The sequence below is a fragment of the Microbacterium timonense genome (genome assembly GCF_900292075.1).
Classification (GTDB): domain Bacteria; phylum Actinomycetota; class Actinomycetes; order Actinomycetales; family Microbacteriaceae; genus Microbacterium; species Microbacterium timonense.
This window is the reverse complement of the sequence record NZ_OLMV01000005.1, coordinates 264,672-279,072: the sequence shown is the minus strand read 5'-3', so window position 1 is coordinate 279,072 and position 14,401 is coordinate 264,672. Positions and strand designations below refer to the sequence as shown.

Sequence of the window (14,401 nt, the reverse complement as noted above, 5' to 3'; positions counted from 1 at the left end):
GTTGAAGGAGGACGGGGCTCGTTAAAGGAGGGCGGGGGGTCGTCGTGAAGGACGGTGGGGGGTCGTTGCAGAAGTGCGGTTGACCTGTTGAAGGAGGGCGGGAGGTCGTCGTTGAAGGACGGTGGGGCCGTTGCAGAAGGGCCGGGTCGTGTTGCGAAAGGGCCGGGTCGTTACAAGAGGACGGATGCCTGGGCGCTCAGCGGGCGGGGACGGTGTCGGCCGCGCGGGCCAGGCGCGGAGCGCCGAGTCCCAGGCGCTCGCGGAGCGTGTCACCGGTACGGCCGATCAGGCCGCGACGACGCAGCTCGGGCACCGCGAGGCTCGTGAAGGCCTCGAACTGTGCCGGCTGGAACGCGGACAGCACGTTGAACCCGTCGGCAGCACCGGCGTCGCGCCACGACTCGAAGTGGTCGGCGATGACAGCAGGACCGCCGACGACGAAGTTCGCGGGCACGGCGTGGGCGGCGATGAGGTGCCGCCAGGTCACGGGATGCCCTCCCCCGACGTCGCGACCGGTTCGTGTGCGCACCGTTTCCAGCGTGCGGGCGGCCGCGTCGGCGAATCGGGCGGCCGTGGCCGCGGGCACGATGTCGTCGACGGCGGAGTCGCGCACCGGGTCGCCGGGATCGACGCCCGCGACGTCGAGGAACGAGGCGAGCGACCGGTTACCGGGGAAGCCCGGCCGCACAGCGTGCGCCGGGCTGCCGTCGTCGATGGGCACGAGCAGGAGCAGACTGTCGACGATGGCGCGGGCGGCAGCATCCGTCTCGGACACCACCGGCACGACGGGCACGATGACCTTGAGGTCGTCGGGGTCGCGACCCGATGCCGCCGCGAGCGACCGCAGTTCCGCGCGCGCCGTCGCGGCAACCGTCGGGTCGCCGGCTGCGATGAGAGCGAGATCGGCCTCGGTGGCGGCGAGCGCGCGCGAGCGCGCAGAGGTGCCGGCGTGCACGACGGGCGGATGCGATTGCGGGGGCCGGGCGACGTTCAGGGGGCCCTCGACCCGCACCTGGGCGCCGGCGAAGGCGGCCGGCCGCAGACCCTCGGCATCGATGAGCACCCCGCTCGCGGCGTCGGCCACCCAGGCGTCGGCATCCCACGACTCCCAGAGCAGCCGCAGCGCTCGCACGAACTCCTCGGCGCGGTCGTACCGCGTCTCGTTGTCGGCGTGGGCGTCGCGGCCGTGGTTCGCCGCGGCGCGGGGCTCGGCACCGGTGACGAGGTTCACGCCCGCCCGGCCCCCGGTGAGGACGTCCAGGGATGCCGTCGCCCGCGCCGTCGCGTACGGGTCCGCGTACGTGGAGTTGACGGTCGCGATCAGCCCGATGCGTTCGGTCACCCCTGCGAGATAGAGCACGGCGCTGAGCGGATCGATCCGGGCGAGCAGGTAGGGGTCGCGGAACTCGAGGTCAGGTCCGGTGGCGAGCCAATCGCCGAAGAAGAGGTAGTCGAGACCGGCGTCCTCGGCGACCTGTGCGATGCGGCGCAGGACGGGGGCATCCGCCTGCGGGTCGCGATGCGCGCCCGGGTACCGCCACCCGGACGGATAGGCGCCGAGCGTGCGCACCATGGCGCCCACGATGAGCGGGGCGGTCATACCGGCACCACGTCCAGCGAGGGCGCGGGCCCGACCGCCGCCAGCCGGCCCCGTGAGCGCGACCACTGGCTCCACGAGCCCGGGTACACGACGACGTCGATGCCGGCGATCACGCCGGCCAGCGCCGTGTGCGTGGCGGCGATGCCCGAACCGCAGTAGGCGGCGACCGCGACGCCGTCGCGCACCCCTGCGGCCGCGAACTCCGCGCGGATCTCGTCGGCCGAGCGGAACTTGCCGGCAGTCAGGTGCACGGTCGTCGGCAGGTTGACCGCGCCGGGGATGTGCCCGCCGACGGGATCGAGAGGCTCGCTGTCGCCGCGGTACCGTTCGGGCGCCCGCACATCCAGCAGCAGCCCGTGGTCGGGCCATTCCTCGACACCGTCGATGTCGGCGATACCCGTGCTGATCTCGTCGAGCACGACATCCCCGGGCGGACGGGGCAGCACGTCGCCGGTCTCCAGCGGCAGCCGCTCGGCCAGCCAGCCGCGCAGGCCGCCGTCGAGCACGCGCACGTCGGCCAGGCCCGATCGGGTCAGCACCCACCACGCGCGCGCGGCGGCGACCGAGTGCACGTCGTCATACGCGACGACGGTGTCTCCCGCGCGGATGCCCCAGCGCCGCGCGGCGGCCTGCAGCTGCTCACGCGGCGGGAGCGGATGCCGCCCCTCGCGCGGATCGCCGCGACGGGCCAGCTCGTGGTCGAGGTCGACGTACACGGCGCCGGGCAGATGCCCTTCGAGGTACGCCGGGCGTCCCTCCGGCTGGTCCAGGCGCCACCGGACGTCCAGGATGCGCGGCGGGCTGCCCGCGCGGATGAGGTCGGCGAGCTCGGTCGGCGAGATGAGTGGGGAGGCCATGCGGTCATGCTCGTCGCCTCGCTGCGCGTGCGGAACGCCGTGACGACACACACCGCGACATGGTGAAACGCAGCGTCATGAGAGGACTTCGTCGCCGGACCACGCGGATCGCGTGATGGCAGGAGTTCGGCGCCGCCCTACGATCGGCGCAGGTTCGGGAAGGGGAGTCGGATGCCGAAGCCGCTCAGTGGCAGACAGCGCCGAGGTGGTGGTCCGTGGCGCGGCACCCGCGCCACGGCCGGAGCCGCGGCCGTCGTCGCTGCATTGCTGCTCGCCGGGTGCGGGAACGGCACTGTCGCGCTTCCCACAGCCCTGCCGACATCGCTGCCCAGCAGCTTTCCGACGGCGTTGCCGACCGGTCTGCCCACGGCCCTGCCGAGCGCTCTCCCTACCGCGCTGCCGAGCGCTCTCCCCACCGCGCTGCCGACGGCCCTCCCCACGGCGCTGCCGACGGCGCTTCCGACACTCCCCGGGCGCCCGACCGCTACAGCCGAGCCAGCGCCGACCGGGGAGCCGGAACCCACGACACCGACAGAGCCCGAGCCGACGACGCCGCCGGCCGGGCAGCCGACGCCGACGGAGAACGCCGCGACCGAGTTCGCGCCGACGCCGACGCCCGCCACGCCCAGTCCGACCGTGGAGCCGACCCCCACCTCGACGCCATCGGTCACCGCGGAGGCGGCCGGCGCCGACGTGGATACGTGGCTCCCCTGGCTCGTAGGTCTCGGCGTGCTGGCGGCCGGTGCGGTGACGTACCTCGTCGTCCGCCGTCCGCGCCGACCGGGCCCTCCCCCCGCCGCGTGAGGCGCGCAGCCCCTGCCGTACGACAGGCGCGCAGCCCTGCCGTACGACGCACCCTCCCTCGGTGGCTTGGCCTATATGTATGGGAGCACCGGCGTGTCGCGTACATATAGGGCAAGTCGACATCGGGCAGGGGGCCGGGGCGTGCGCCACTGGGACGGAAGGCCGGGAGGAAGGTGCGAGCGGTGCGCCAGCACGTTCACGGCGCGCGATGCGACGGGGTGCGCACCCGGGGGGACGGGCCAGTCAGCCGCGGATCGCCAGCGCGAAGGGGAGGACCTCCGTTGCCCCCGCCCGCCGCAGCTCGCGCGCGGCGACCGTGAGCGTCCAACCGCTGTCGACCCGATCGTCCACGAGCAGCACCGGGCCCGACGGGATGTCCAGTCCGTCGGCTGAGAATCGCCCCCATACGCCCGCGACGCGGAAGGCGCTGTTGCCGCCGGGCTGACCGGTCGGCCCGCCGTCCACGAGGCCCAGAGAGCCGAGATACGGCAGGCGCCCGATGCCCGCGATCCCCCGAGCCAGCGAGTCGACAAGGTGCGGCTTCGCACGCGACGGCATTGCGACGACCGCGACGGGGCGGCGCTCCCACCCCCATTCGGCGAGCACGCGCACGCACCCGTCGAGGATGCTCTGCGACACCGGCCCGTCGGGCGCACCGGCCGCGAACAGCTCGCGCAGTGCGCCGCCCCAGCCGAGGTCGGTCAGGCGGGCGAGCGCGCGTCCCTCGGCGGCCTGCTCGTCCGCCGCGATGCGGCCCTTCACCGCGACGCCCAGGCGGTCCGCACCGGTCGGCCACTGGCGCCGCGGTTCGATCGGCACCCCGACGCGGTCGAGGGCGTGGGCTGCGGCATCCGTCGCCTCACCCGAGATGGAGACCGGGAACCACGGCCCCGCGCAGTTGTCGCATCGACCGCACGGTGCGGCGGTGTCGTCGTCGAGCGAACGCTGCAGGAACTCCATGCGGCACTGCGGTGTCTGCTCGTACGCGATCATGTGCTGCTGCTCGGCGACGCGCTCGGCCGCGATGCGGCGGTAGCGCTCTTCGTCGTACGTCCACGGCGCTCCGGTCCAGACCCACCCGCCGCGCACCCGCGCGACCGCCCCGTCGACGTCGAGCACCTTCAGCAGCAGCTCGAGCGGTGTGCGGCGGATGTCGACCACGGCCTCCAGCGCCGGCGTCGACATGGGCCCGCCGGCCTCGGCGAGGGCCGCCAGCACTCGCTCGGCGCGCTCACGGTCGGGCATGGAGGCCGTGGCGAAGTAGTGCCAGATGTCGCGGTCCTCGGTGCCGGGGAGCAGCAGCACGTCGGCGGACTCCGTGGCGCGACCGGCGCGGCCGACCTGCTGGTAGTACGAGACCGGCGACGAGGGTGCCCCCAGGTGCACCACGAATCCGAGGTCGGGCTTGTCGAACCCCATGCCGAGGGCGCTGGTCGCCACGAGCGCCTTGACGCGGTTCTGCTTGAGCAGCGCCTCGGACTCCTCTCGCTCGTCGGGATCGGTCTGTCCCGTGTACGCGCGGACGTCGTAGCCGTGTTCGCGCAGGAGCCGTGCGGTGTCGTTCGCAGCCGCGACCGTCAGAGCGTAGATGATTCCCGACCCCGGGAGGTCGCCGAGGTGGCTGATGAGCCAGGCCAGGCGGCTGGGCGCGTTGGGCAGCTGCAGCACTCCCAGGCGCAGTGATGCCCGCGCGAGCGGTCCCCGGATCGTGAGGACCCCGGATGCCGCGCTGCCCGCGTCGAGCTGCTCGGCGACGTCCGCGACCACACGACTGTTCGCCGTGGCCGTCGTCGCGAGCACCGGGACGGTCTCGGGCATGCGGGAGATCAGCTCGCGCAGCCGCCGGTAATCGGGGCGGAAGTCGTGTCCCCAGTCGCTGATGCAGTGCGCCTCGTCGACGACGAGCAGCCCCATGCGCGCGACCAGGGCGGGAAGCTGCTCATCGCGGAACGCCGGGTTGTTCAGACGCTCGGGTGAGACGAGCAGCACGTCGACCTCGTCACCGTCGAGAGACGCGAGCACGTCGGTCCATTCGTGGGCGTTCGTCGAGTCGATCTTGACGGCGCGCACCCCCGCTCGCGCGGCTGCCGCGATCTGGTCGCGCATGAGGGCGAGCAGCGGCGACACCAGCACCGTGGGCCCCGCGCCACGGCGTCGCAGCAGTAGGGTCGCGACGAAGTACACCGCCGACTTGCCCCACCCGGTGCGCTGGACCACGAGCGCACGCCGTCGCTCGTCTACCAGCGCCTCGATCGCCTCGAACTGGCCATCATGGAACTCGGCGTCCGCGCGGCCCACCAGCGAGCGCAGCACGGCCAGGGCCTCGGCGCGGGTCGTCGTCGTCGCGGTCATCCCTCCAGCCTGCCTCATGCCTCCGACGCGGTGCGGCGAACGCCCCCGCGGGCATCGGGTGGGCCGCGCGCGTGTTACCGTGACCACGACGGAGGGGGTGCACGTGCTCGAGAACCTCACAGCGCTGCTGCGCCTCATCGCCGAGGTGATCGGCATCTCCGCCCGGCCGTGGCTCGTGTTCCTCGAGACGCTCGGGCGATCGCTGGCAGAACTCACGGCTGCGGCCCTGCCCGCCGACGCCGGCACGCTGGTCCTCGTCACGGCCCTTGTCGCCGCGCTGGCCCTGCTGGCGGTCGCCCTCTCGCTGTACGCAGGCCGGGTTCCCGCCGGTATCGCCGTCGCGCGGCCACGCCGGGCCATCCGTGACGCCACGCGGCTCACCCAGTCCCACCCGGACGCTCCCGGACACCCGCGTCCGCGCGCGCCCGGCTCCGCGGCTCCGGCCGCGTAGACCGCCGTCCCTCCCTCGCGAGGACGCTCGGCGTCTTCGTGGCCACACGCCACGAATCGACACCGAAGAACGGACCCGCCATGGACATCTACGCCTTCCCCCCTGTCGCCGCGCTCCTGGATGCCGCCTACGCCATGCTCATGTGGCTCGCCGGCGCCCTCGAGCCACTGGCCGGATCCGCCGCGGCCGCGGCATCCGTTGTCGTGCTCACCGTGCTGGTGCGCGCGCTGCTGATCCCCGCCGGCATCGCACAGGCGAAGGCCGAGCAGACCCGCAGCCGGCTCGCCCCGCGTCTGTGGGAACTTCAGAAGCGTCACCGGCGCGATCCCGAGCGCCTGCAGCGAGAGACGATGAAGCTGTACGCCGATGAGAAGGCGTCGCCGTTCGCCGGCTGCCTTCCGGTCCTGGCACAGGCACCCGTCGTCGGCGTCGTGTACACGCTGTTCCTGCACACGGCGATCGCCGGTCACGCCAACGCCCTTCTCGCCGAGCACCTGTTCGACGTCCCCCTCGGCGCGAGCCTGGTCGGCACCCTCGTCGCCGGCACCGCCACGGCGGCCACGTGGGCGGTCTTCGGAGGCATCGTCGCGGTGATCGTCGTGGTGGCGGAAGTCACCCGCCGCGCGTTCCGGCCGCAGGTGCACGCGCCGTCCGGCGACGCGGGTTCCCCCGGCCTGCCGGGCGGCGCTGCGGTGGCGAAGCTCGCGGGCGCGCTGCAATTCACGACCGCGGTGTTCGCCCTGTTCGTCCCGCTGGCCGCCGCGCTCTACCTCGCCGTGACGGTGACATGGACGCTCGTGCAGCGCCTCGTGCTGCGCCGTCGGTACCCGCTCGCACCCGCCTGAGGGGCACGGGGAAGCGCTGTGCGGCGTTCCCACAGGATTTGCAAAGGATTCACCGAAGTCGCCGGATCGGCCTCGAACGACCCCATAGCCTGACCACGCATGGCTGGGGGACGTCCATGCCTCTGGGGACCCGATCGATGACCAACGACCCGAGAAACGGCACCATCATGAACCCAGAGCCCACCCTCATCGCTGCGCCCGACGAACACCGCCGCTCCCGCTCCGACCGCCGGCGCATGCTGCTGGCCGTCATCGCCGGCGGCCTCGTGCTCGGCGTCGGCACGGCTGTCACGCTCGCCGTCTGGAACGACTCCGAGTTCGCGACCGGGACCTTCTCGTCGGGCCAGTTCGACCTGCAGGGCAGCATCGACGGCACGGCGTTCGACAGCTCCACGACCGCACCCGGCAAGACGCTGACCTTCGCGCTGGACGCCGACGAGCTCTCACCCGGCGCCACCGTCTATGCGCCCTTCGCGGTGCAGCTGTCCACGGAGTCGGACTACGCGGCATCCGTCACGCTCGCCGAGGAACTGGGCGGCGCGATCGGTCAGAATCTCACGTACTCGCTGTACGAGGTCGCCTCGTTCGGCGCGACGTGCTCGGCTGCGACCCCACCGTCGGGCACGCCGCTCATCGCCGACCGCGCCGCGTCGGCGACCGGAACAGTGGCCGCCTTCGACCTCTCCGCCGCCGCGACTCCGACCAACCTCTGCTTCGTCGTGACCGCCGGTGCGGTGCCGCAGGGTGCCACGGGCACCGTCACGTGGGAGTTCGCGGGAACCTCGGGCGACCCGCTCCCGTGAGCACCGGCGCCGAATCCCGGCGTGGCGCGCGCGAACAGCGCTCCGGCGATCGCCGGCGACTGCGCGCGCGCCGCGTCCGCGCGCTCCTGGCCGCGGGCCTCGTGCTCGGCATCGGCACAGCGGTCACCCTTGCCGCGTGGACCGACACCGAGAACGCCACAGGCAGCTTCGGCGCGAGCGTCTTCAACACGGAGTCGCAGAGCGCCGGATCACCGGCGTACGCCAGCAACACGACCGCGCCCGGGGCCGCCCTGACCTTCAACGCCGCCCAGATGTCGCCGGGCGTCTCGTCCTTCGCGTGGCTCAACGTCCGCACGACACCGGCATCGACCGTAGGCGGAACCGTGGCCCTCAGCGCCGTCACGCCGAGCGCCGGCGGTCTGACTCCGGCCCTGCAGTACCGGGCCGTGCGGATGACCAACCCGAGTCCCGGCTCGACGTGCGACGCCACTGCGTTCACCACCGGCACGCCGACGTTCATCGCCGGAGGGTCGGCGACCTATCTGCCCGTGTCTCAGCTTCCGGCGACTGCCATCGCGAACACGATCGGCGCAGCGGGCGCGCAGCTCGGCTTCTGCTTCGAGGTGCGCATCATGACGGGCGCGGCGAACACGTACCAGGGCACGACCGCAACGGTCACCTGGAGCTTCACCGGCACGTCGGCGAACTGACACACGAGACGAAGAGGACGACGAGATGGCACCGCGGCAGCGATCCGCGTGGGGGCGCGCCGGGGATGCCGCCCTCGCCGTGGCCGCCGTGCTCGGTGCCGTCTGCATCGTGCTCGCGATCGCGGCGGCCGTGTTCGACGTGCGCATCGTGTTGTTCCGCACCGGGTCCATGTCGCCGACGATCCCCGCGGGCTCGGCGGCGATCGTGCACGGCATCCCGGCCGACCAGGTGGGGGTGGGCGACGTCGTGATGGTCGACCGGCCCGGCCAGCTGCCCGTCACCCACCGCGTGGTGGCCGTCGAACCCGCCCCGGACGCTGCCGACGCTCGCCTGCTCACCCTCCGCGGCGACGCCAACCCGGTGAACGACCCGGCGCCGTATCGGGTGACGGAGGTGCGGCGCGTGGTGACCTCGGCGCCCGGGGTGGCACCCGTGCTCGCGTCGCTGGGGAGCCCCTGGGTGCTCGGCTCGGTGACGATCGCCGCCACCGTGCTCATCGTGGCGGTGTTCTGGCCACGTCGCCGCGCGCGGCCGGCAGCCGGGGACGCGGTGCACAGCCGCGCCCCGGCCCCGGCGACCCCGAGCCGGGATGCGCCGGCGGGAGCCGAGGCGGATGCCGCCGCCTCCACCCCGGCCCCCGGTTCCCGGCGCGCCAGACGCGCCGCCGGCACGGCGGTCGCCGTCGCCCTCATCGCCGGCACAGCGGCGGGCCCCGCACCCGCCCCGGCACGCGCCGACGGCATGGATACCGTGATCCAGGGATCCGTCATCCGGCTGGTGTCCATCGAGGATCCGGCGATGCAGCAGCTCTCGCCCGGCGGGAGCGCGGTGTGGCAGGTGGGGGGGATGGCGGATGCCGACTCGCCCGGCACCGTGACCGTGTCGCTCTCCGGCACCGCCGCGGACGAGACCGCTCTCCGCTACACGGTGACCGGCTGCCCGCAGCGCTGGTCCGGAGACATCTGCGTGGGCGCCGCGTCCGGCTCGGACGAGCTCATCACCGACGCCCCCGTTCCCACCGACGGACAAGCCGTTCCGCTCGAGGAGATCCCCGACGACCGCCAGCTCTGGCTGCGCGTCGAGGTGCAGCTGCCCGCCGACGCCGATCCGATCGTGCCCCCGGTGCAGCTCACGGTGCGCGCCACCGGCGTCGGCGACGATGTGACGACAGGGCCGGTCGGCGGACTGGCCGCCACCGGCGGCACCGCCCGGTGGGCGCCCGCTGCGATGGCGACGGTCGTGATCGCGATCGGCGCAGGGCTGGTGCTGCGCGGGAAGAGGCGGTCGTGAACGGGGTGCGCCGAGTCGCCGCCGTGGTGGCGCTGGCGGGTGCGCTGTGCCTGGTCGCCACGCCGCCGGCGGCGACCGAGGCGGCATGGGCGGATGCCGAGAATGCCGGCGGCGCGTTCACCGCCGGCACGGTCACGCCCGTCACGCAGATGTCCTGCACGTCCGGACTGTTGCAGCCCGTCACTTTCACCTGGACCGCCCCGTCGGGAGGCCTGACGAGAACGGGCTACCGCTGGACCGTCACCGGCGGCCTCACGGGAAACGGCACGCTCGCGGCCGACGCGACGAGCGTCTCGCTCACCCGCGGTCTTCTCGGACTCGGTTCGGGCACCTTCTCGCTCTACGCGGTCGGCCCGGGCGGTTGGGAGTCGGTCGTCAAGACGGGCTCTCTGGGATTCGTGACGGTGGTGCTGGACGTCGTCTCCTCCTGCTCCGTCCCGTAGCACCTGCCCCCGCGCCCCTCACTCCTCCCGCGCGTGCAGCACGCCACTGAGGGCTCCCAGTGCCGCGCCGGCCAGCGTGTCGACGACGCGCTCCGTCGCGACGGCGACCGTGTCGACGGCCCCGGTGGCTGCCCCGGTGAGCAGCAGCACGAGGGGTGTGATGAACACGAGCGCCAGCGCGTAGTTGCGCACGACGACGAGCTCGATCGTGAACTGCAGCACGCCCAGCAGCAGCGCCAGCCAGAGCGCCGGGATCGGCAGCGGCGCCAGCAGCAGGTACAGCGCCGCGCCCAGGACGGTGCCGATCATGCGGTGGACGCCTCGCGCGTAGGCGGCGCGCCGGTCCGCGGCGACGCCCACGACCGCCACCGCGGCACCGACGATCCAGTACGCGCGGTCCGGGTCCAGGAGCAGCCCGATCCCGATCCCGGCGAGCGTCACCAGCGCGACCCTGGCCAGCAGCATCCGGGCTCCGGCAGAGAGCGCCGGACCGGGCAGCACCTCGCGCAGCGGCCGCGCCCTCACGCGCCGCCTGCTGGGCAGCAGGAGCGGCGCGAGAGATACCGCCGACGCGAACAGGATGCCGCAGCCGACGGCTGTGACGTACGTGGCGGCATCCGCCCCAGAGCCGATGATGTGCGCCGACAGCCCGTAGACCAGTACGACGAACAGCGGCCCCGGCGGTCCGACCGAGAAGGCGAACATCGCCGCCGCCGCGACGATCGGCACGACGGCGAGCCCCGCGATCGTCGCGATCGGGAACGGTCCTGCGACTGCACCGAGCACGGCCGCGGCCAAGAGCCCGGCAGCGAGGAAGGGCACGACGCGTGCTCGCTCGATGACGGGCAGGTGTGTGCCGTACAGCGCGACGAAGGCGCCGGTCGCCGCCTGGAAGCCGAGGTCCGCCCGCCCGGCGAGCGTCATCGCGGCGATGGGCACCGCGATGGCGATCGCCGCGCGCAGCCCGATCGGCCAGCGCGGCGCCGGCGCCGCCGTCAGCCGGAACAGACTCGACAGCGCGTGACTCAGATCGGCCGCGAACCGGCGGCCGGCACTCTTGCGCGGCATCCGCTCTCCCTCCCCCACCATCCTTGCGCCGCCCGGGTGGGACGGCACGGGATGATGGTCGGATGCGCAGCCTCTCCGCTCTCACCGACGACGGCGCCCGCTTCGTCTCGGAGCGCCATCTCGCGACGCTGTCCACCATGGGCCGCGACGGAATCATCCATGTCGTCGCGGTCGGCTTGACGGTGGAGGCCGGGATCGTGCGCATCATCACGTCCGGCGACAGCCAGAAGGTGCGCAACGTGGAGCGGGATCCTCGCGCGACTGTCGCGCAGGTCGCCGGACCGGTGTGGCTGAGCGTGGCCGGTCGTGCCACGGTGGAGCGCGATCCCGAGGCGGTCGCCCATGCGGTCGCACTGTACGCACGGCGCTACCGGCAGCCGCGGGTCAATCCGCGGCGCGTCGTGATCCGCATCGAGCCGACGAAGGTGATGGGATCCACCGGGTTGTTCCGTACGGGCGATGGTGCCTGAGAGGGGGGATGCCGCTGCCCCCGGCGCACCCGCGCTCACGCCGTGGGCTCCGACAGCAGCTGGTCGAGCAGGGCGAGCGCGGCACCCTGCGGTGCGGTCGCATCGAGGAGCCACTGGGTCTGCAGTCCGTCCGACGCGGCGATGACGAGCGCGGCGACCGCGTCCGCATCCACATCGGGGCGGATGCGACCCGTCTGCTGATTGTGGCGCACGCGCGCGGCGAGATCGGCGCGGATGCGGGCGAACCGCTCGGTGGCGAACTGCCGCGCGGCGGGATGGCCTTCTTCCAGCGCTGACGCCACAAGCGTCGAATAGAGCTGCACCAGCCCCTGCACCTCACGGTTGGACTCCGTCCAGCCGCGCAGCAGCTCCGTCGGGGTGGTGTCAGGGTCGACCGGATGATCGTCGCCGCGTCGTTCGGATTCCCGGTACACCGCGACGAGCAGCTCTTCCAGCGAGCCGAAGTAGTGCCGGAGCGCCGCGTGGGTGACCCCCACCTCCTCCGCGATCGCGCGCAGGCTGGTGCGGTCGGACCCCCGCCGTGCGAACACCTCGATGGCACGGTCGAGGATCTCCTGGCGACGCGCCACACCCTTGGCATATGACCCGCGTGGGGCAGCCGGGCGCTCCTCGTCGGACATGGGACCATGCTACCGAATGAAAACCTCCACCCGGAGGTTTTCGTGCTAGCGTGATCCCGACGCGATGCGCCGACGCGATCGCGCCGTCAAACACCCGTCACAGCAGACATCGAAGGAGCGCGACCGATGCCGGTCCAGACATCCATTCAGCTGTTCACCGTCAGGGACGCGCTCGAGGCCGACCTCGACGGCACGCTCGCCGCACTGGCCGCGCGCGGCTTCACGGCCGCCGAGCCCTACGACTTCGTGCATCGCGCCGAGCCGCTGGCGGAGGCCCTCCGCGCCCACGGGATCGTCGCGCCCACCGGCCACGCGTTCCTCGCCTCGACGTCGTTCGTGAATCCCGACGGCACGACGACCACCCGTCCGGTTCCGGCGCCCGAGGCCGTGTTCGACGCCGCCGACACCCTCGGCATGACGACGGTGATCGAGCCCTACACCGACCCGGCCCTCTGGCAGAGCCGGGAGCACATCGCCGACATCGCGCGGCAGCTCAACGCCGCAGCCGAGATCGGCGCCGCGCGCGGCATCCGTGTCGGCTATCACAATCACGCGCACGAGCTCGAGGCGACCTTCGACGGCAAGACCGGGCTGGAGGTGCTGGCAGACCTCCTCGACCCGCGCGTCGTACTCGAGGTCGACCTCTACTGGGTCGCGCGCGCCGGGGTGGACTCGCCGACGCTGCTGCGCACGCTGGGCGACCGGGTGATCGCCGTCCACGTCAAGGACGGCACACTCGACGCCGAGGCTGTGAAGGCCTACCCGCCGGCCGACCAGGTTCCCGCCGGTCAGGGCGTCGTGCCGCTGGAGGAGGCGCTCGCGGCGGCAGGCGCCCTCGAGGTCGCCATCGTCGAGTTCGACCACTTCGACGGCGACCTTTTCGACGCGGTCGAGCAGAGCCGGGTGTTCCTCGACGAGAAGGTGACCGCCTGATGTCGGGCGCACCTGTCGGTGTCGGCCTCATCGGTGCCGGCAACATCAGCGACCAGTACCTCACGCACCTCACGAGCTTCCCCGATGTGCGGGTGCTCGCGGTGGGCGACGTGATGGAGGAGCGCGCGAAGGCTCAGGCCGCGAAATACGGGGTGCCGCGCGGCGGCGGCGTCGATCTGGTGCTGAACGACCCCGACATCGACATCGTCGTGAACCTCACGATCCCAGCCGTGCACGTCGAGGTCTCGGAGCAGATCATCGTCGCCGGCAAGCACGTGTGGACCGAGAAGCCGATCGGCGTGAACCGCGAGGAGTCGCAGCGGCTGCTGGCGAAGGCGGATGCCGCGGGCCTGCGCGTGGGTGTCGCGCCCGATACCGTGCTCGGCCCGGGCGTGCAGACCGCCAAGCGCGCCATCGCACGCGGCGACATCGGCCGGCCGCTGTTCGCGACCACCACGTTCCAGTGGCAGGGGCCCGAGCTGTGGCATCCGAATCCCGCCTTCCTGTATGCCAAGGGCGCCGGCCCGCTGCTGGACATGGGCCCGTACTACGTGTCGACGCTCGTGCACGTGTTCGGCGCCGTCGCGTCGGTGGCCGCCCTCGGGTTGCAGGGAGTGCCCACCCGTACCGTGAAGTCGGGGGAGCTCGCCGGGCAGGAGTTCCCCGTCGAGATCCCGTCGACACTGTCGGTGCTGATGGAGTTCGAACGGGGTGGCCAGGCACAGAGCCTGTACAGCACCGACTCGCCCCTCCAGCGCCACGGCATCGTCGAGATCAACGGCACCGAGGGCACGCTCGTGATCCCGGACCCCAACACGTTCGGCGGCGACATCACGATCACGCGCCCCCTGACGGATGCCTCGGTGCGTGAGCAGGAGGTCATCCAGGTGCCGCAGGAGGGCGTGCTCGTCGGCCGCGGCCTCGGCCTGCTCGACATGGCGCGCTCCATCCGCGAGGGTCGCCCGCACGTGGCCACCGGGGAGTTCGGTTACCACGTGCTCGACACGCTCCTGTCGATCGAGGAGGCTGCCGAGTCCCGCAGCTTCGTCGAGGTGCAGAGCACGCTCGCCGAGGTCGGCTCGCTGCCGGCCGACTTCGACCCGCTGGCCGCCACGCTCTGAGGATCGGTCACGCGAACGGCCCCGCCCACTCCCGGGCGGGGCCGTTCGCGT

General features: G+C 72.8%; 15 protein-coding genes. 10 read left to right on the top strand and 5 right to left on the bottom strand.

Annotated elements, in window-relative coordinates; all coding sequences use genetic code 11:
- Positions 1-196 precede the first annotated feature (196 nt).
- Both C9992_RS15015 and C9992_RS15010 read right to left on the bottom strand, forming a co-directional pair.
- Positions 197-1,600 (bottom strand): NtaA/DmoA family FMN-dependent monooxygenase, encoded by a 1,404-nt coding sequence (locus tag C9992_RS15015; RefSeq protein ID WP_106816461.1) that lies wholly within the window; start codon positions 1,598-1,600, stop codon positions 197-199.
- Positions 1,597-2,457 carry a sulfurtransferase gene (locus C9992_RS15010; RefSeq protein ID WP_106816428.1) on the bottom strand — a complete coding sequence of 287 codons (861 nt, stop codon included), beginning with the start codon at positions 2,455-2,457 and terminating at the stop codon, positions 1,597-1,599. The genes C9992_RS15015 and C9992_RS15010 overlap by 4 nt, the downstream gene beginning before the upstream one ends.
- A gap of 171 nt (positions 2,458-2,628) precedes the next feature.
- Between C9992_RS15010 and C9992_RS15005 the strand changes: the two genes are divergently transcribed.
- A complete protein-coding gene (locus C9992_RS15005) occupies positions 2,629-3,261 on the top strand; it encodes a hypothetical protein (RefSeq protein ID WP_106816427.1) in 633 nt (210 codons plus the stop codon).
- A 243-nt stretch (positions 3,262-3,504) separates the two neighbouring features.
- Here the strand turns inward: C9992_RS15005 and C9992_RS15000 are convergent, their stop codons facing one another.
- Positions 3,505-5,613 (bottom strand): RecQ family ATP-dependent DNA helicase, encoded by a 2,109-nt coding sequence (locus C9992_RS15000; RefSeq protein WP_106816426.1) that lies wholly within the window; start codon positions 5,611-5,613, stop codon positions 3,505-3,507.
- Between the two features lie 79 nt (positions 5,614-5,692).
- On the opposite strand from C9992_RS15000, the gene C9992_RS14995 reads away from it, so the two are divergent.
- The 6 genes from C9992_RS14995 (at position 5,693) to C9992_RS17980 (ending at position 10,117) form a co-directional block, all read left to right on the top strand.
- Positions 5,693-6,064: a DUF6412 domain-containing protein gene (locus tag C9992_RS14995; RefSeq protein WP_235008263.1), complete on the top strand. Its 372-nt coding sequence runs from the start codon at positions 5,693-5,695 to the stop codon at positions 6,062-6,064.
- Positions 6,065-6,144: 80 nt separating this feature from the next.
- Positions 6,145-6,909: a YidC/Oxa1 family membrane protein insertase gene (locus C9992_RS14990; protein WP_106816425.1), complete on the top strand. Its 765-nt coding sequence runs from the start codon at positions 6,145-6,147 to the stop codon at positions 6,907-6,909.
- Between the two features lie 167 nt (positions 6,910-7,076).
- Positions 7,077-7,712 carry a SipW-dependent-type signal peptide-containing protein gene (locus C9992_RS14985; RefSeq protein ID WP_235008262.1) on the top strand — a complete coding sequence of 212 codons (636 nt, stop codon included), beginning with the start codon at positions 7,077-7,079 and terminating at the stop codon, positions 7,710-7,712.
- The gene (locus C9992_RS14980; protein ID WP_160150904.1) at positions 7,709-8,383 is read left to right on the top strand and encodes a SipW-dependent-type signal peptide-containing protein; all 675 of its coding nucleotides are present in this window, start codon (positions 7,709-7,711) and stop codon (positions 8,381-8,383) included. The genes C9992_RS14985 and C9992_RS14980 overlap by 4 nt, the downstream gene beginning before the upstream one ends.
- A 25-nt stretch (positions 8,384-8,408) precedes the next feature.
- Positions 8,409-9,674 carry a S26 family signal peptidase gene (locus tag C9992_RS18260; protein ID WP_106816423.1) on the top strand — a complete coding sequence of 422 codons (1,266 nt, stop codon included), beginning with the start codon at positions 8,409-8,411 and terminating at the stop codon, positions 9,672-9,674.
- Positions 9,671-10,117, top strand: a complete 447-nt coding sequence (locus C9992_RS17980; RefSeq protein ID WP_146145340.1) for a hypothetical protein — start codon at positions 9,671-9,673, stop codon at positions 10,115-10,117. The genes C9992_RS18260 and C9992_RS17980 overlap by 4 nt, the downstream gene beginning before the upstream one ends.
- 18 nt (positions 10,118-10,135) lie before the next feature.
- Here the strand turns inward: C9992_RS17980 and C9992_RS14970 are convergent, their stop codons facing one another.
- Positions 10,136-11,185, bottom strand: coding sequence for an FUSC family protein (locus C9992_RS14970; RefSeq protein WP_235008261.1), 1,050 nt, complete (start codon positions 11,183-11,185; stop codon positions 10,136-10,138).
- Between the two features lie 62 nt (positions 11,186-11,247).
- Between C9992_RS14970 and C9992_RS14965 the strand changes: the two genes are divergently transcribed.
- Positions 11,248-11,655, top strand: coding sequence for a PPOX class F420-dependent oxidoreductase (locus C9992_RS14965; protein ID WP_106816422.1), 408 nt, complete (start codon positions 11,248-11,250; stop codon positions 11,653-11,655).
- A 35-nt stretch (positions 11,656-11,690) separates the two neighbouring features.
- Here the strand turns inward: C9992_RS14965 and C9992_RS14960 are convergent, their stop codons facing one another.
- Complete coding sequence (locus C9992_RS14960; RefSeq protein ID WP_106816421.1) at positions 11,691-12,296, bottom strand: TetR/AcrR family transcriptional regulator; 606 nt, start codon at positions 12,294-12,296, stop codon at positions 11,691-11,693.
- A 126-nt stretch (positions 12,297-12,422) separates the two neighbouring features.
- Here C9992_RS14960 and C9992_RS14955 point away from each other — a divergent pair, with 126 nt between their 5' ends.
- Complete coding sequence (locus C9992_RS14955; RefSeq protein WP_106816420.1) at positions 12,423-13,229, top strand: sugar phosphate isomerase/epimerase family protein; 807 nt, start codon at positions 12,423-12,425, stop codon at positions 13,227-13,229.
- On the top strand, positions 13,229-14,350 hold the full coding sequence (locus C9992_RS14950) for a Gfo/Idh/MocA family protein (RefSeq protein ID WP_106816419.1): 1,122 nt from the start codon (positions 13,229-13,231) through the stop codon (positions 14,348-14,350). Before C9992_RS14955 ends, C9992_RS14950 begins: the two co-directional genes overlap by 1 nt.
- Positions 14,351-14,401 lie beyond the last annotated feature (51 nt).

Bases quoted from the DNA above. Each gene is read 5' to 3' on its own strand.
- C9992_RS14985 (WP_235008262.1), top strand. From the start codon at position 7,077: ATGAACCCAGAGCCCACCCTCATCGCTGCGCCCGACGAACACCGCCGC.
- C9992_RS15000 (WP_106816426.1), bottom strand. From the start codon at position 5,613: ATGACCGCGACGACGACGACCCGCGCCGAGGCCCTGGCCGTGCTGCGC.
- C9992_RS14955 (WP_106816420.1), top strand. From the start codon at position 12,423: ATGCCGGTCCAGACATCCATTCAGCTGTTCACCGTCAGGGACGCGCTC.
- C9992_RS14965 (WP_106816422.1), top strand. From the start codon at position 11,248: ATGCGCAGCCTCTCCGCTCTCACCGACGACGGCGCCCGCTTCGTCTCG.
- C9992_RS14950 (WP_106816419.1), top strand. From the start codon at position 13,229: ATGTCGGGCGCACCTGTCGGTGTCGGCCTCATCGGTGCCGGCAACATC.
- C9992_RS14970 (WP_235008261.1), bottom strand. From the start codon at position 11,185: ATGCCGCGCAAGAGTGCCGGCCGCCGGTTCGCGGCCGATCTGAGTCAC.
- C9992_RS15010 (WP_106816428.1), bottom strand. From the start codon at position 2,457: ATGGCCTCCCCACTCATCTCGCCGACCGAGCTCGCCGACCTCATCCGC.
- C9992_RS14990 (WP_106816425.1), top strand. From the start codon at position 6,145: ATGGACATCTACGCCTTCCCCCCTGTCGCCGCGCTCCTGGATGCCGCC.
- C9992_RS14960 (WP_106816421.1), bottom strand. From the start codon at position 12,296: ATGTCCGACGAGGAGCGCCCGGCTGCCCCACGCGGGTCATATGCCAAG.
- C9992_RS15015 (WP_106816461.1), bottom strand. From the start codon at position 1,600: ATGACCGCCCCGCTCATCGTGGGCGCCATGGTGCGCACGCTCGGCGCC.
- C9992_RS18260 (WP_106816423.1), top strand. From the start codon at position 8,409: ATGGCACCGCGGCAGCGATCCGCGTGGGGGCGCGCCGGGGATGCCGCC.
- C9992_RS15005 (WP_106816427.1), top strand. From the start codon at position 2,629: ATGCCGAAGCCGCTCAGTGGCAGACAGCGCCGAGGTGGTGGTCCGTGG.